This is a genomic window from Amphibacillus cookii (assembly GCF_016908375.1).
Classification (GTDB): Bacteria; Bacillota; Bacilli; order Bacillales; family Amphibacillaceae; genus Amphibacillus_C; species Amphibacillus_C cookii.
The window spans coordinates 559,799-574,953 of sequence record NZ_JAFBDS010000001.1; the positions used below are offsets into that span (position 1 = coordinate 559,799).

At 38.2% G+C, this 15,155-nt stretch carries 16 protein-coding genes and 1 riboswitch; of the genes, 14 read left to right on the forward strand and 2 right to left on the reverse strand.

Annotated features, from left to right (window positions below; all coding sequences use genetic code 11):
• Positions 1-188: 188 nt before the first annotated feature.
• From JOE23_RS02455 to JOE23_RS02480, 6 genes are all read left to right on the forward strand, one after another.
• Positions 189-452, forward strand: coding sequence for a hypothetical protein (locus JOE23_RS02455; protein WP_204435699.1), 264 nt, complete (start codon positions 189-191; stop codon positions 450-452).
• Complete coding sequence (locus JOE23_RS02460; protein WP_204435700.1) at positions 442-636, forward strand: hypothetical protein; 195 nt, start codon at positions 442-444, stop codon at positions 634-636. The genes JOE23_RS02455 and JOE23_RS02460 overlap by 11 nt, the downstream gene beginning before the upstream one ends.
• A 185-nt stretch (positions 637-821) precedes the next feature.
• Positions 822-1,043, forward strand: a complete 222-nt coding sequence (locus tag JOE23_RS02465) for a helix-turn-helix transcriptional regulator (RefSeq protein WP_204435701.1) — start codon at positions 822-824, stop codon at positions 1,041-1,043.
• A complete protein-coding gene (locus JOE23_RS02470) occupies positions 1,027-1,761 on the forward strand; it encodes a DUF3169 family protein (protein ID WP_204435702.1) in 735 nt (244 codons plus the stop codon). The genes JOE23_RS02465 and JOE23_RS02470 overlap by 17 nt, the downstream gene beginning before the upstream one ends.
• A 276-nt stretch (positions 1,762-2,037) precedes the next feature.
• The gene (locus JOE23_RS02475) at positions 2,038-2,940 is read left to right on the forward strand and encodes an acetamidase/formamidase family protein (RefSeq protein ID WP_204435703.1); all 903 of its coding nucleotides are present in this window, start codon (positions 2,038-2,040) and stop codon (positions 2,938-2,940) included.
• Positions 2,941-3,031: 91 nt separating this feature from the next.
• Positions 3,032-4,600, forward strand: a complete 1,569-nt coding sequence (locus tag JOE23_RS02480; protein ID WP_204435828.1) for a gamma-glutamyltransferase family protein — start codon at positions 3,032-3,034, stop codon at positions 4,598-4,600.
• A gap of 200 nt (positions 4,601-4,800) precedes the next feature.
• On the opposite strand, the gene JOE23_RS02485 is transcribed toward JOE23_RS02480, so the two are convergent.
• Positions 4,801-5,283 (reverse strand): phosphate-starvation-inducible PsiE family protein, encoded by a 483-nt coding sequence (locus tag JOE23_RS02485; protein ID WP_239585205.1) that lies wholly within the window; start codon positions 5,281-5,283, stop codon positions 4,801-4,803.
• A gap of 645 nt (positions 5,284-5,928) precedes the next feature.
• Between JOE23_RS02485 and JOE23_RS02490 the strand changes: the two genes are divergently transcribed.
• The 6 genes from JOE23_RS02490 (at position 5,929) to JOE23_RS02515 (ending at position 10,747) form a co-directional block, all read left to right on the forward strand.
• The gene (locus JOE23_RS02490; protein WP_204435704.1) at positions 5,929-7,152 is read left to right on the forward strand and encodes an aminotransferase-like domain-containing protein; all 1,224 of its coding nucleotides are present in this window, start codon (positions 5,929-5,931) and stop codon (positions 7,150-7,152) included.
• Positions 7,153-7,194: 42 nt separating this feature from the next.
• Positions 7,195-7,265: riboswitch (Fluoride riboswitch) on the forward strand.
• Between the two features lie 112 nt (positions 7,266-7,377).
• Positions 7,378-8,556 (forward strand): cation:proton antiporter domain-containing protein, encoded by a 1,179-nt coding sequence (locus JOE23_RS02495; protein ID WP_204435705.1) that lies wholly within the window; start codon positions 7,378-7,380, stop codon positions 8,554-8,556.
• 199 nt (positions 8,557-8,755) lie between these two features.
• Positions 8,756-9,307: a GNAT family N-acetyltransferase gene (locus JOE23_RS02500; RefSeq protein ID WP_204435706.1), complete on the forward strand. Its 552-nt coding sequence runs from the start codon at positions 8,756-8,758 to the stop codon at positions 9,305-9,307.
• Between the two features lie 30 nt (positions 9,308-9,337).
• On the forward strand, positions 9,338-10,198 hold the full coding sequence (locus JOE23_RS02505; protein WP_204435707.1) for an RluA family pseudouridine synthase: 861 nt from the start codon (positions 9,338-9,340) through the stop codon (positions 10,196-10,198).
• A gap of 11 nt (positions 10,199-10,209) precedes the next feature.
• Positions 10,210-10,440, forward strand: coding sequence for an excisionase family DNA-binding protein (locus JOE23_RS02510; RefSeq protein WP_204435708.1), 231 nt, complete (start codon positions 10,210-10,212; stop codon positions 10,438-10,440).
• A 58-nt stretch (positions 10,441-10,498) separates the two neighbouring features.
• Positions 10,499-10,747: a hypothetical protein gene (locus JOE23_RS02515; protein WP_204435709.1), complete on the forward strand. Its 249-nt coding sequence runs from the start codon at positions 10,499-10,501 to the stop codon at positions 10,745-10,747.
• Positions 10,748-10,969: 222 nt separating this feature from the next.
• Here the strand turns inward: JOE23_RS02515 and JOE23_RS02520 are convergent, their stop codons facing one another.
• Positions 10,970-13,027 carry a cation:proton antiporter domain-containing protein gene (locus JOE23_RS02520; RefSeq protein ID WP_204435710.1) on the reverse strand — a complete coding sequence of 686 codons (2,058 nt, stop codon included), beginning with the start codon at positions 13,025-13,027 and terminating at the stop codon, positions 10,970-10,972.
• A gap of 372 nt (positions 13,028-13,399) precedes the next feature.
• Between JOE23_RS02520 and JOE23_RS02525 the strand changes: the two genes are divergently transcribed.
• Entirely contained in the window at positions 13,400-14,398 is a 999-nt protein-coding gene (locus JOE23_RS02525) for an ATP-binding cassette domain-containing protein (RefSeq protein WP_204435711.1), read from the forward strand.
• Entirely contained in the window at positions 14,361-15,134 is a 774-nt protein-coding gene (locus JOE23_RS02530) for a YhgE/Pip domain-containing protein (protein ID WP_204435712.1), read from the forward strand. Before JOE23_RS02525 ends, JOE23_RS02530 begins: the two co-directional genes overlap by 38 nt.
• Positions 15,135-15,155: the final 21 nt, after the last annotated feature.

The window sequence follows — 15,155 nt, forward strand, 5'->3', positions numbered from 1 at the left end:
TTTACCATAGATAATCGGCCATAAAACCCCCACCTAAATGAGTGGATGGAGATCAATCTATTTAGGGGGGGGATAACGGACGCTAATGTCTTGATTTACTCAACTAACAATCAAGGCATCCCCATGGATTGAAGGTTCGTTTTATAATGTTAGGTTAGTTACCAAATGATATAGAGGATGGCGTAATTATGTTGTTATTAAAAAAAGGGTGGCATCTCTTTAAGGCCAATGCTTATTATATTTATCTCGTTGTTGCTATTTTGTTAACGGGAACGGCGTTATATGTTTTACTTGAACCACGTCTAGGTTTACATAGAGAAGGTCGAGAAACGATTACGCAATTGTTTTACCTTTACCTTGTGGTCGCATTAATTAATTATGGCTATTTTTGGTTTTACAAACGGAAGCATCGTAAAAAGCAACGAGCGGAGGATGCAGCAAATGAAGGGTAACAAAATGGATTGGCGGATTTTTCATGGAACGATGATAGGCTTTTATTTACTCGGTTTAATCGCTTTTTTACTAATTGGTGATTTAACAGAGACGATTAATCAAGTGTTATTTGGTCTTTTCTTCTTGATCGTTTTACGTGAAGTGATTCGCTTTATAAAGAGACTAAAAACAACTGAAAAATAAAGTTTCGTTCGCTTAATTAGGCAAACATAGCTAGTGTAATTGAATGAAACCCTCCCATCATTAATATAATCGTGATGTAATAAATAAATTTTATTTGACAAGTATACTTGTCATTTTTTATACTATAATTTGACAAACAAAGTTGTCATTATGACCAATATGATTGTCGGTATAGGAGGATAACGATGCCGCTGAAAAATACATTAAAAGTACATCGGGCCAAACTGGGTTTGAATCAAGCTGAAATGGGTAAGCGAATAGGGGTTTCACGGCAAACGATTAGCTTGATTGAACGCGGTGACTACTCACCATCTGTCACACTGGCATTGAAAATTGCTAAAGCATGTGATGTTTCAGTAGAAGAGATATTTTATTATGAGGAGGACAATGATGAAGGGGATGCGTGATTTCGGGAAATTATTACTTTGGTTAGTGTTAGGTGGGGTAGCAGGCTTCCTACTTGTTTTTGTGTTTGAAGCTTTAGCGAGCTTATGGTATATCATTGTCCCATATACAGATGTTTTGATTGAACAAATCTTTTGGCTGCAAGTGGGTTTAGTCATTATCTTTTATTTACCAGCCTTATTTTTGGGCGTGCGTGCGAAAAAATGGATGAATAGAATAAACACTGATCTTGATTTAGAAGATGATACCTTCGATAAACGCGTCGAACAAATGATTTATCGCTCGTTGCTATTTAATCGATTGTTTTATGTATTTAACTTCACATTGTTTGGTTTATCGATTGATGGTCGTAATCAATCGATAAATGGTTCTATTCTTATTTTTGTAATTTTCTGCGTGGCTAGTTCCTTAAATGAAGTTAAGGCGGTAAGAATGGTTCAAAAGAAAGACCCGATGAAAAAAGGTGATCCAATATCCTTTAAATATGACAAAGAATTATTGGAAAGTTTAGATGAAGCGGAAAAATTAATCATTTATAAGACAGGTTACCACACGTTTAAATTTATGGAATTTGCTTTAATAGTAATATTTGGTGTTATTTTTTTTACTAAAACCATTTTTAATACGGGTAACGCGCCGATACTAGTGATTGGGCTAATTTGGTTAGTTCAATCGATTGTTTATTTCGCTTATGCAAAGAAATTTGATGGTTCAAAGTAAATATAAGCACTACTTAAAGAGGACATGTTAATATGTTCTCTTTTTTGTTTACGACTCTATTAAACACAAAACAGTTGCGTGATTTAAGAAAAGAAATTCAAATTATTTTCCAAGATCCTTTTGGTTCTTTAAACTAGCGGATGACAATGACGGTGGACACGATGTTGAATAAGATTGTGAAACCCCATAACTTTGTTCCAAGGAAGGAGATTTTAACCGATGTGCAGAAACTATTAAGTGGCTTGCCATTTCGCAGATTAAAGGAGGTTATCTAAAGTGACAACATATTTAGCAAAACACAACCCAATATATACGTTTGATCAACATCACCAACCGGTGTTAAAGATACATTCTGGTGAGACGGTTACTATAGAAACGTACGATTGTTTTAAAAATCAACTGACATCACCAACTGATCGTGTTGATAAACTCAATTGGGATCAGGTCAATCCGGCAACGGGCCCCATTTATGTAGAAGACGCTTGTGCTGGTGATGTACTAAAAGTAACGATCGATCGGATGAAGCTCGCTGATCAAGGGGTAATGGCGGTTATTCCAAATTCAGGTGTACTTGGTGATCAAATTAAGCAACCGATGACAAAGATCATGCCAATTAAAGACGATAAGGTTATTTTTAATGAGCGAATTCAATTTCCCTTACGTCCGATGATTGGTGTAATTGGCGTCGCACCTAAAGGTGAACCGATCCCCTGTGGCACTCCAGATTCGCACGGTGGCAATATGGATAACACCATGATAACTGAAGGTGCAATCTTATACTTACCCGTTCAAGTCGAAGGTGGCTTATTCGCATTAGGAGATTTACATGCTGCAATGGGTGATGGGGAAATATCGGTAACAGGCGTTGAAATTGCTGGTGAAGTGACAGTAACTTTAGAGCTTATTAAAGCAAAGCCAATAAATAATCCAGCGCTAGAAAACGACCAATTTATTAGCACCATTGCATCTGCACATACATTAGATGAAGCCGTCCAACAATCCGTTCAAGATATGGTTAGTCTCCTCAAAGATAAGTTGGCACTTGACTTTGCAACACTAACGATGTTGTTTAGTGCTATCGGTCAGACAGAAATCTGTCAAGTCGTTGATCCACTAGTAACGGCACGATTTGTTCTACCTAAATGGTTGTTACAACAAGATAATATCGATTTCATCTAAAATCGATTCATTAAATCGCAGTGAAAATACTGGGGAGTGAAGCAACGTGAATAATACAGATTACTTAAATTATCCTAACCCGTCAAAACGCATGACGACATTTGCAAAAAAAGGAATGGTTGCAACAAGTCAACCTTTAGCCGCTGAAATAGGTCGAGATATCCTTAAGCAAGGTGGAAATGCAGTTGATGCTGCAATTGCAACAGCTGCAGCATTAACTGTCCTTGAACCCACTTCAAATGGAATGGGTAGTGATGCCTTTGCGCTAGTCTGGATCAACAATAAGTTACATGGTCTTAATGCAAGTGGTAAGTCACCTCAATCGATTTCAATAGAAGCGGTTAAAGCAAAAGGGCATGATGAAATGCCAACGTATGGCTGGATACCAGTCACTGTTCCAGGTGCACCTGGAGCTTGGGCTAAGCTATCTGAAACGTTTGGTCGCTTACCGTTTGCTGATTTATTAGCACCAGCGATTCGATATGCTGAAGAGGGTTATCCGATTAGTCCTATACTAGGTGATATGTGGAATCGTGCGTATCGTCGTTTTAAAGACACACTGACTGGCGCAGAGTATGCCAATTGGTTTAACACCTTTGCTCCAAATGGATTACCACCACAAATTGGTCAAATGTGGCGTGCACCGGATCATGCGCAGACCTTAAGAGAAATTGCAGAAACAAAGGCAGAGAGTTTTTATCGAGGGAAGTTAGCTGAACAAATTGCTGGAGAGGCTAGTCGGTATGGTGGTTTTATTACCCAAGCTGATTTAGCAAGTTATCAGCCGGAATGGGTCGATCCGATCTCTGTTAATTATCGTGGTTATAAAGTTTGGGAGATCCCGCCCAATGGACAAGGGATCGTTGCCCTGCTTGGCTTAAACATGTTAAAAGGTTATACGTTTGACAATCCTTCTTCTGTTGAGCGTTATCATAAGCAAATTGAAGCAATGAAACTTGCATTTATCGATGGTAAAAAACACATTACCGATCTGGATAAGATGACGACTCATATTGATGGGCTATTAAGCGATACATATGCAATCGAGCGCCGGGGCCTTATTGGAGAAGAAGCTTTAACGCCAGAACCGGGTACACCTCCTCAAGGGGGAACGGTTTATTTAGCTACAGCTGATCAGGAGGGCAACATGGTTTCATTTATCCAAAGTAATTACATGGGCTTTGGCTCGGGGATTGTTGTGGAAGGTACGGGCATTTCACTGCAAAATCGAGGGGCTGATTTTTCATTAGATTCGCATCATCAAAATGCGCTAGCTGGTGGTAAGAAGAGCTATCATACCATCATTCCAGGATTTTTAACGAAAGACAATCAAGCGGTCGGTCCTTTTGGTGTGATGGGGGGCTATATGCAACCTCAAGGACACCTACAAGTGATTATGAATACGATTGATTTTAACCTTAATCCACAGGCTGCACTAGACGCTCCACGATGGCAATGGATTGAAGAAAAAAAGATTCATGTTGAACCGCATTTTCCAACAGATATCGCTCAAGCACTTGCCCGCAAAGGCCACCAAATAGAAGTGGCATTAGAATCGATTAGCTTTGGAAGGGGGCAAATTATTTGGCGCGACCCTAAAACGGGTGTACTACAAGGTGGGACAGAATCACGAACAGATGGCCATATTGCGTCGTGGTAAGCGCAAGACTTTCTATAAGGGAATGGTTATAGATCATAACACAACTTCAGCAACTAAATAAAGCATTTAATCTACCTAGTTGTAAATCGCACAACTGTTCGAACATGATTATGGATAAATTAAAATAGCGAATAATGATTTAAGTAATTAACGATCAAATGAATGTTCTTCAATCTTTTAATTAAAAATGCTCGGCTCTACTAATTATTCGCTATATCCTGATCTTCTTCTACTTTTGCTTTCTTTAATGAAACCTTTATGATAAATAGAATGCCTAATGCGATGACACCTACTAACATCTCAATGGTTGCCGTTGAATAGATAAGCATCTTTCTGGCTATTGCATAAATCATGACATCTATCACATTACTTGGTTTATGCTTAATAAGCATTAAAGCAAGCTCTAGACCTATAATAAGCATAAGTAAATAGGAAAGTAAACTTTGGAAATTATCATAATCGAGTAAATGCGTCAGGGAACCTTGTTGAACCACGGAAATAACAAGAGCGACTCCACTGATAAGCACCGCAATAATAATTAACATAGCTAAAAACACTTCAATTGCCATAATAGCTGCCCCGACACGATTGGTTAACTTATGAAACTTTTTTTTATACTTTTCTTGGATATGAATCACCTGCTTTCTTATTGCATGTCGATCATCATGTAATGATCTGTTCATGTTATCTAATTATAATCGGACGATTCCCTGAAAACGTTGCAGACAACATGGACATTTAGCTGTATTTTACCACGATCATACCACATCAAGGGTCATAGAGGAATTAAAGCACGTGTTATTTAACCATATTAAAAAAACGGTTAAACAGAAAGTTTAGTAACCTCTGTTTCTTGTAACAGAAGCTTTATAAGTGCGTACGTTTTCTGCAAGGAATAACCTCATCTTACCATTTTCCGCTCTTCTCTCAAAGAAAAACCTGACGTGATTATCAAAAGTTCTTTCGCGTCCTAACTAGTTCATGTATTCGCTCTAGATAAAGAAATACTTCTTCTGTTTTCATAATAGTTCCGATTATAAACCTATACGTGTTAGAACAACGAACTCTGTTTATAAGCCAAGTTTTTCGTTAGAAAAGCTAACAATCTTGTTATTACATTTCTGTGCTGTTTTATTAAAAAAGTACTTAATAAATAGCACGTTAGATCATTTAACAAAGCAATTGAAACCATTTCTAAACAAGTTATAGTGTAAGAGAGAGTAATCTTTCTCATCCCAAAAAAAGATTTTTGTGTCTAGCCTCAAGCTCCTTAATATAGGTGCTTGAGGCTTATTTTTAAATGGATAATACGAGAGGATGTGATTGGCATGGAAGTTTCTAGATCATTTGAATATTCAAAGCGTGTACCACCTACTATACCCACTGTAGGCTCGGCATTTAATAAAGGAACTGAACATATGCTGTCATTAGCTTACGGCTTCCCAGCTCCTGAGACATTTCCAACAGATTTGTTGCGCGAGGCAACGGAAAAAGCGATGATTAAAGATGGTGAACAGACCTTGCAATATACAGGATCGACTGGAAAAACGCGCTTAGCAGAATGGATTGTTAATCGATCACGATTGCGTAAAATAAACGTACAGGCTCAGCAAGTGTTAGTAACAAATGGATCGATGCAAGCCATTGATTTAGCAGTGCGAACATTGACCAATGAAGGTGATCACATTTGGCTAGAAGCACCGACTTTTTTTGGTGCTGTTCGTATATTTCAAACGGCTCGTGTGCATATGAAAACATTTCAGGTTGATGATGAGGGGATTAATGTTGACCGGATTGAACAGGCCTTGCTTTCAGCTATCTCGTGTGGTGAACCATTGCCTAAAATGATCTATGTTATGCCAAATTATCATAATCCGACAGGGATTAGTTTATCGATCAGTCGTCGCAAGCATTTAGCGGAACTGGCTTATCGTTACAATTTTTTTATTTTAGAAGATGATGCTTATGTTGATTTAAACTTCTCGAATATTCAGCAACCAGCGATTTATCACTTTGCTCCAGAAAGGACGATTTATTTAAGCACTTTTTCTAAAATTGTTGCACCGGGTGTGCGTTTAGGATGGGCAGTTGCTGCTCAAGAAGTCATTGACCAAATGACAAGTTTAAAGCCAGATGGGACAACAAATGTATTTGTTCAAGAAGTGGTCGCTAATTTTTTTGAACAGGTTCATTTTCAGCAACATCTTGATAAGATTGTGACGTTATACCGCCAACGTTGCCAAGTGATGATGGAAACGATTGATCAATGTTTTGGAACAGAAGTAAGCTATTATATCCCTAAAGGAGGCTTTTTTATTTGGCTAACCTTTCTTAATCCTATTAACACGACCTATCTTCAAACGCTCTGTTTAGAAAAGGGTGTTGCCATCCTTTCAAGTGAATCTTTCTATTTTGAAAACCAGGAATATAATCATGTTCGCCTCTGTTATACGTATAGTAATACTGAACAAATAAAACGCGCGATTAACACGATGGCAATGCTTTATCATCAACATAAACATAAATGGCTACTCCTCAAAGATGTAGAATAGATCGATTTGACGGGTGGTTAGCAACCTGTTATGCTATAATTAATTAAAAATGGCGGTGAAGCTCGCCAGGGACGTTCCCAAACCGCAATTGAGCCAATAGCTTCTACAAAAAAGGGTTATTAAGCCTGTCTTTTGTAGTAGCTATTTTTTTGTGTGGCGTTACTATATAGGATGGGTAATAGCGGATGATGACAGTGGTTAGACTATGAGTTGGAGGGATGCTTAATGTTAGAAGGCATAGCGTTATTATTATTATTTGGTTACATAGCCGCGAAGTTGGTAGGGTTATTAAGGTTGCCTGGGTTACTAGGTATGCTGATCGTTGGGGTGTTGTTTGGTCCTTATGTGTTTGGCTGGCTTGACGGAGAGCTACTAGCCGTTTCTCAAGATTGGCGTGCATTTGCATTAATTGTTATTTTAATACGCGCCGGACTCGGTTTAAAACGTGATCAATTAAAGCAAGTTGGGGGAGTTGCTGTACGAATTAGTAGTATCCCTTGTCTTCTTGAAGGGTTAACGGTCACGATAGCAGCGTACTTTATTTTAGGTTTTAACTTTGCAGAAGCAGGGATGCTCGGCTTTGTATTAGCTGCTGTTTCACCAGCAGTTGTGGTACCTAGCATGTTAGACTTAAAAGAAGATGGTTATGGAGATGATAAACAAATCCCAACCCTTTTGTTAGCAGGAACATCCATTGATGATGTGTTTGCAATTACACTGTTCACTTTCTTCCTAGGTTTAGGTACCGCGGGTGATACCAATATTGTACTGGAATTAGCCAAAATACCACTCAGTATTGGTGGTGGAGTCTTGGGTGGCCTCCTTGTTGCTCTTTTACTCCTAGGTCTGTTCAAGTGGCGTGGTTTCGCACCAAAGTATACAGAACAACTGCTCCTTGTGCTTGCCTTAGCGATTTTATACTTTGAATTCGGAGAATGGATTGGAGTAGCTAGTCTGCTTGGGGTAATGACGCTAGGCTTTATTTTATTAGAACGCCAGCCGACGATTGCTAATCATTTTTCTGAAAAATTAGCAGGGGTGTGGGTGTTTGCCCAAATTATTTTGTTTACGCTTGTTGGAGCTGAAGTGAATATTGGTGTTGCCCTTGAAGCAGGGCTATTGGGCATTGTCATTATTATTTGTGGTTTGCTCGGGCGTAGTTTAGGTGTTTGGTTGGCAACGATCGGCACTAATTTTAATACGAAAGAACGCTTGTTTTGTATGATTGCCTATCTGCCAAAAGCAACTGTTCAAGCTGCAATAGGATCATTACCTTTGGCAGCTGGCGTAGAAACGGGTGGGGTTATTTTAGCAATTGCTGTTTTATCTATTATAATAACAGCGCCAATTGGAGCCATTGGAATTAAGCTGTCTGCACCACGTCTATTAAATAAAGGGGAATAATAATTTAATTCTGGCACAGATAAGCGTCCGTAAAGCCATCCACTACAATAGAGTAAGGTGGTGCTAACGGACGCTAATTTACTGCTTCACTCAACTAACGATAACGAAACCGCCACTGATTGAAGTCATCTTATAAAAAGGATGGCGTAAATTGCCAAAGTTCATTATAATGTAAAAAAAAGCTTTGGAGGAGATCGTTATGTTTAGTTATGAGATTGAACCCGGAATCAAATTAAAGCCACTTGAACATCGTGATACGGAAAGTTTGTATCAGTTGATTACACACTCACGTGAGCACTTGCGAACATTTTTAGGCTTTGTTGATGATACCAAAAAACAGGACGATACAAAAGCATTTGTAGAGTCAACGGTTATTAGTAATGCTAAACAACAATCGTTTGTTGCTGTTATTGTGGTGGATGAGCAGGTGGCAGGCTTAGTCGGTTTTAATAAGATCAATTGGTCAAATAAGAGAGCAGAATTTGGTTATTGGATAGGTGAAGCCTTTGTCCGTAAAGGCATAATGACAAAAGCTGTACGCGCGATCATTGATTATGGTTTTGCTGAATTAGATCTTAACCGGATTGATATTCGAGCTGCTTTTTTCAATAAAGCGAGTCGAGGTGTCGCTGAAAAGTTAGGCTTTGTCCAAGAAGGGGTCATACGAGAGGCGGAATGGTTGCATGATCACTTTGTTGATCATGTCGTTTATGGTTTGCTCAAACAAGACTGGCTTGATCAACAAAATTAAAACAATACAGGATGAGGAAGTTGGCTAGAAATGAAGACACACAGGTTTAATGTAACAGAGTCCAGCGAACTGTTAGCCTTTTTGTTAAAACATGTTGATAAAGGGCGGAATCATATTAAGGGGATATTAACAAGGGGACAAGTCTACCTTGATGGTCACCAAGAAACACGCTATAATGCAGTTGTTTCTCCAGGCCAAATCGTTGAAATTTCAAAGACAGCCCCAGTAAAATCACAGCTCAGCGGTGTGAAGGTCTTGTATGAAGATGATGATCTTATTGTTATCAATAAACAAGCAGGTTTATTAACGATGGCAAGTAAGCCAGAAGATAAGCAACAAACGGCTTACAGAGAAGTCATGGCTTATGTTAAACAATCTGATCCTAAAAATCGCATTTTTATTGTTCATCGGTTAGATCGTGACACGTCAGGTGTAATGCTGTTTGCTAAAAATGAAGAAACCAAACACCTGCTTCAAGATAGATGGAAAGAAGTAGTGATTGAACGCACTTATATTGCTTTAGTCCAAGGAAAAGTAAAGCCGGACCATGGTATGATAAAATCATGGTTAAAAGAGACGAAAACCCATTTAATGTATGTTAGTTCTTCATCTTATCAAGCGAAAAAGGCAATTCTTCATTATCAGGTGATCAATGCAACGGGTAAATACACGTTATTAAAGATTAATCTGGAGACAGGTAGGAAGAATCAAATACGCGTTCAGCTATCATCGATTGGCCATCCAGTCGTTGGAGACAAAAAATATGGTGCAAATGCAAATCCGGTTGGTCGATTAGGGTTACATGCTGCGGTGCTTTCATTTAAACATCCTACCAAGTATGAAGTAATGACTTTTGAAGTAGCTCCCCCTAAATCTTTTAACTTGAACTGAGGTGTAGAACGATGTATGTGACGTTAAGTGAAGCCGCTGATTATTTAGAGTGTTCAGAGAAACAAATGAGACAGCTAATTTTTCAAAAAAAGATTCGTGCCATCTATGATGGAAAAGACTATCTTGTCAATACAGCACAATTCGATACCCATCTCAAGCAAATCGAACAATATCGAGCGATGATGCAAGAAATTCTCAATCAACCCATCCCTGAAAGTCTATATGTAAAAGATGAAGATTGATTGACCGTTGATCATTGGCTATTTCTAACCAAATATAAAGCAGAAAAGGGGACTTATGATGATAACGAATATCCTTACTGGTATTGTGGTTTTAGGAATAAATTTGTTATATGGGATTGGTATATTACTTTTTGTACCTGAGCCTTTTGTTTATCTGTTAATCCCAATTGGATTAATCATTTTATGGCTCACATGCGTGTTAGGAGAATTAAAATCAAGGAAGTATGAAACGACATTTAGAAGGCTAAAAATATTGCTTTCAGTTGTAATGTTGGCTCTGTTTTTGGTTGTACAGCTTGCTTTTTAGAATATAGCTGTCTCAGTTTTTTTTCGTGCGAACGCACTTCTTCTCATGCGTTCGCACGAAAAATAGAAATATCGCATGAAAGAATCATGCGCTCGCACGAAAAGAGAAAATATCGCACGAACGATAAAAAATTTACCACAGGTGAGAGCAAATCGCACCTGATCCACTCCTACTCCCCATTAAACACTGATTGAAGTTTCGTTTTATATCAATCTTCCCGTTTTAGGATGGCCATTCCGTATGAATATGTGGCAGGCTTGTGCCACGCGCTCCACGTACATCAATTTCTTTATTTTCGTATGGATAGAAAATAATAAAATTTTGAGTTACTTTTTCAGATAACTTTTGTGGTAATGCTTCTAGACTCGGATGCCAAGCAACGGTGCCTTTGCGAGCGCTTATCGCGACAACTAGATCATCTCTGCCTAATTTTAAGCAATAGCGTTCAAGCATCTCCCAATCCGGAAAATGAGAAAATGATGCGCTGTGATGGGGTTTGATTTGACGAATATAGCTTTCCATCGCTTCAAAATCATCATCCATTATAATGAACATTAATTTACATGATAATTGTTTTACAATATGCTTAACAATTTGCAGAGCGTCTTTAAAACCTGGTTTAGCGGTAATACCCTTTGGTAAGACGACAATCATTCGCTCTGTCGTTTGGATCGGTTGGACTTGTTTGACAATCATTGATCGAATATAAGTATGGTCAAGAACATTATCAATGATCCCACCAAAAACTTTCTCTGTGTTTGTTTTTGCCCCGTTCCACCCCGTTATAATAGTTGTGATCCGTTCTTCAGTCACTGCGCGTTCAATGCCCCAGCCGATACTATGGTCAACGCGTGTAAGCGGTCGAACCGGAATTTCTGCTCCAGCAGCGTAAAAGATTGCGTGACCGAGCATTTTCTCTGCTGTCGCAACATCACTTTCAGCTACTTTAGCATCTTTATCAATGACCTTTAATGGGTATATAGGTTCGGTTGATTTGCTTGCGATGCGGACAAGAAAACCAAGATCCATTAAAGCCTCCATTGTATCCGGGTTGGCAACAGGAATTAAAATACGCTCGGGCTTTTTTTCTGTTGTATCTTCAATAGGTTTTGCGGATGACCGCGCCAATTTTCGAGCGAATTTTTCGGTTAGATAAGGACCAATCACACAAGAAACTAAGATCATAATAATAATCGCGTTAACGGTAGCTTGGTTGAGTAAGCCTAAGTCAAATCCAACAAGGGTCGCGGCTAAAGTTGCAGCAGCTTGTGGAGTTGATAAACCAAACATTAAATAACGTTCGTTAGCGTGATAATGATAGACTTTTGCTGTTATCCAACTCGCTAAATATTTACCTGCTAGTAGAGATAGAACAATGCCAATGGTTAATAGCCAAGCTTCAATACTGGTAAATAGCACTGATAAATCCATTAACATCCCAACCGATAGCAAGAAAAATGGAATAAATAAAGCATTCGCGGTAAAGTTGATACGATTCATTAATGACCCATGTTGGAAAATATAGCGGTTTAAGCTAAGTCCAGCAAGAAATGCCCCAATAATAGGTTGTAATCCGGCATATAGAGCCATCCATCCTGAAACAAATAGGACAACCAGTACATAGTTAAATTCATTGGCTCCATCAATCCCTGAGATTTTAAAAAACGATTTTGATAAATAAGGAACAGCTCCAAGTATAATAGCCGCATAAACAGCTGTAGAAATAATCAGTTCAAACCAGAATTGTGCATTAACCTCACCTATCGCCATGCCAGAAATGACTGCTAAAAAGATCATCGCAAAGGAATCGGTTACTAACGTTCCCCCTATTGTGGTGATTACGGCTTTATTTTTATTCACCCCAATTTTACTGGCAATCGGGTAGGCAAGTAAGGTGTGGGAACCCAATATTGATCCTAACAACAGAGAAGCAGGTATTGAAAACCCAGCAACTATACCAAGCAATGAACCAATAAGTAGTGGAATGTTAAATGACAATAGTCCAAATAATAAGCTGCGATTCTTATATTTTTTGAATCCGTCAATGTCAAGTTCAAGGCCTGCGATAAATATAATAAACAATAAACCAACCGTACCTAGTAATTCGATGGTGCTATCACGGGCTAAAATATTTAGGCCGTACGGACCAATAATAATACCCGCAACAATGGGTCCCACAATACCAGGCATTTTAAGTTTGGTCATTATAAAAGGTGTAACTAAAAAGATAATAACAGCAATTGCAAAGATGATGACAGGTTCTTGAATAGGCTCAAACAAAGCTATCCCTCCGATCAAATCAGATTAATTTATCTAAGAAATTATAGCGGATTTTAAGGATGAAGTATATAAAAATGATTTTTTTACTGCTATCTGGCTTCGACACATTAATTATCAGGCCTAAGACAGATTCGATGATCGGTCAAAAGGATGACAGAGAATAAGTCAAGGGGCGGTTTGCATATGCTATAAAATTATATATGCTAATTTTATAGTAGCTAACCGTCGGTAAAGCGACCACCACAAAATGGGATTGAGCTGATCGATTTAGGTGGAGTAATGTCCTGAATCATTCAACTAATAATCTCGGGGGAAGAACAAGAAAGCCTATGGATTGAAGTCTTGTTTTATCAATGAAAAGAAGGTGACCGAGTGGAAACGATTATAAATGTATCGCATCTGAAAAAGACGTACATGAAACGAAAACAGAAAGAAGTCATTACAGCGGTTGATGATATTTCATTTCAGATAGGAAAAGGTGAAATTGTTGGCCTGCTCGGACCAAATGGGGCAGGAAAAACCACAACGATTAAGATGATTTGTGGGTTACTTAAGCCAGATCAAGGTGTGATTACGATTAATGGCATAAATAATGCCAAACATCGGTTAAAGGCACTCCAACATATTAGTGCCGTTCTGGAAGGCAATCGTAATTTATATTGGCGCTTAACGGTTAGAGAAAACTTAGAATATTTTGCAGGGAATAGAGGACAATCGAAAAAAGCGGTGACGAATCGGATTGAATCATTGTTGAATACCTTTAGATTAAAAGATAAAGAACATGAATTAGTTAATCGTCTGTCGCGGGGTATGCAACAGAAATTAGCTATTGCGGTAGCGATGTTAGCGAATACTGATGTTATTTTGCTGGATGAACCCACACTAGGTTTGGATGTAGAAACAAGCTATGAAGTACGCACGATCTTAAAAGAAATTGTTGAGAAGGAGCAATGTACCATTATTATTAGTTCCCATGATATGGATGTTATTCAATCGGTTTGTGAACGGACGATTATTATTAACAATGGAAAAATGATTACCAATGAGCGTGTGGATCGATTACTAACATTATTTGAAGTACGTGCTTATACTGTCACATTAGGTCAACCCTTAACAGAAGCACAACAAATGGCTATTGAATCGGCATTTTCGAGTTATGATTACATAACGAATCAAATAAAACCGATGATTAATATCGAATTACCCAGTCCCGAGCATATTTATCAGTTGTTTGATATCTTAAAGCAAGAGCAGACCCCTGTTGAAAGCATCGATCGAAATACCATTAATTTTGAAGAAATCTTTATGAAAATAGTTAAGGAGGGCTATAACCATGGCAATCATACATCTGTTTCAAGCGAACTTGCGTAAACAAGCCATTGAACTTAAGCGTTATGCCCCAAATACGATTGCGATGGTACTCACGGTTTATATTATTTTCATGGCAATATTTGCTGGAATTAAAATGATTGGAAATCCGGTTACACAGGGGGTGGCCGTTCAACACACGATGGTTAATTATATCTTTTGGTACTTGGCTATGATTATTGTTAACGGCGTTGGTTATGAAATCATAACTGAAACGACAAGAGGAACCTTTGAACAACTCGGCATGTCACCAAGTGGTATTTGGCGTATTCTAACCGTGCGGTTATTGGCTGATAGCATCCTTCATTCTCTTATGGTTATTTTTCTTCTGTATTTATCGATGATAACGACTAATCAATGGCTTAACGTCGATTTTATATCTATTATACCTATTTTTCTATTTGCTTGTCTTAGCATGTATGGTTTAGCGTTTATTATTGCTGGATTAACAATCATATTTAAACAAATTCAAGCTTTTCTTCAAATCTTTCAATTTGTATTAGCCGGTTTGACCTTTATTGCATTACCGTCCCTACCTTTCTTTCTTTTTTTGCCGCTAACTAAAGGATTATCGATGATTCGTGCGATTATGATAGAAGGCGATGTATTAACAGATTTCACTATGCTTGATTTTACACTATTGATAGGAAATGCGCTTATCTATGTTGGAGTAGGATTGGGCTTCTATCTTTATTGTGAGAACTATGCGATGAAAAGAGGTCTATTGGCTCATTATTAAGAATTTGCTTGAAGGGTTAGG

What these genes read in the sequence shown, in the direction of transcription:
- JOE23_RS02455 (WP_204435699.1), top strand. Translation starts at nt 189, where the DNA reads ATGTTGTTATTAAAAAAAGGGTGGCATCTCTTTAAGGCCAATGCTTAT.
- JOE23_RS02460 (WP_204435700.1), top strand. Translation starts at nt 442, where the DNA reads ATGAAGGGTAACAAAATGGATTGGCGGATTTTTCATGGAACGATGATA.
- JOE23_RS02465 (WP_204435701.1), top strand. Translation starts at nt 822, where the DNA reads ATGCCGCTGAAAAATACATTAAAAGTACATCGGGCCAAACTGGGTTTG.
- JOE23_RS02470 (WP_204435702.1), top strand. Translation starts at nt 1,027, where the DNA reads ATGAAGGGGATGCGTGATTTCGGGAAATTATTACTTTGGTTAGTGTTA.
- JOE23_RS02480 (WP_204435828.1), top strand. Translation starts at nt 3,032, where the DNA reads ATGACGACATTTGCAAAAAAAGGAATGGTTGCAACAAGTCAACCTTTA.
- JOE23_RS02485 (WP_239585205.1), bottom strand. Translation starts at nt 5,283, where the DNA reads ATGAACAGATCATTACATGATGATCGACATGCAATAAGAAAGCAGGTG.
- JOE23_RS02490 (WP_204435704.1), top strand. Translation starts at nt 5,929, where the DNA reads ATGGAAGTTTCTAGATCATTTGAATATTCAAAGCGTGTACCACCTACT.
- JOE23_RS02495 (WP_204435705.1), top strand. Translation starts at nt 7,378, where the DNA reads ATGTTAGAAGGCATAGCGTTATTATTATTATTTGGTTACATAGCCGCG.
- JOE23_RS02500 (WP_204435706.1), top strand. Translation starts at nt 8,756, where the DNA reads ATGTTTAGTTATGAGATTGAACCCGGAATCAAATTAAAGCCACTTGAA.
- JOE23_RS02505 (WP_204435707.1), top strand. Translation starts at nt 9,338, where the DNA reads ATGAAGACACACAGGTTTAATGTAACAGAGTCCAGCGAACTGTTAGCC.
- JOE23_RS02510 (WP_204435708.1), top strand. Translation starts at nt 10,210, where the DNA reads ATGTATGTGACGTTAAGTGAAGCCGCTGATTATTTAGAGTGTTCAGAG.
- JOE23_RS02515 (WP_204435709.1), top strand. Translation starts at nt 10,499, where the DNA reads ATGATAACGAATATCCTTACTGGTATTGTGGTTTTAGGAATAAATTTG.
- JOE23_RS02530 (WP_204435712.1), top strand. Translation starts at nt 14,361, where the DNA reads ATGGCAATCATACATCTGTTTCAAGCGAACTTGCGTAAACAAGCCATT.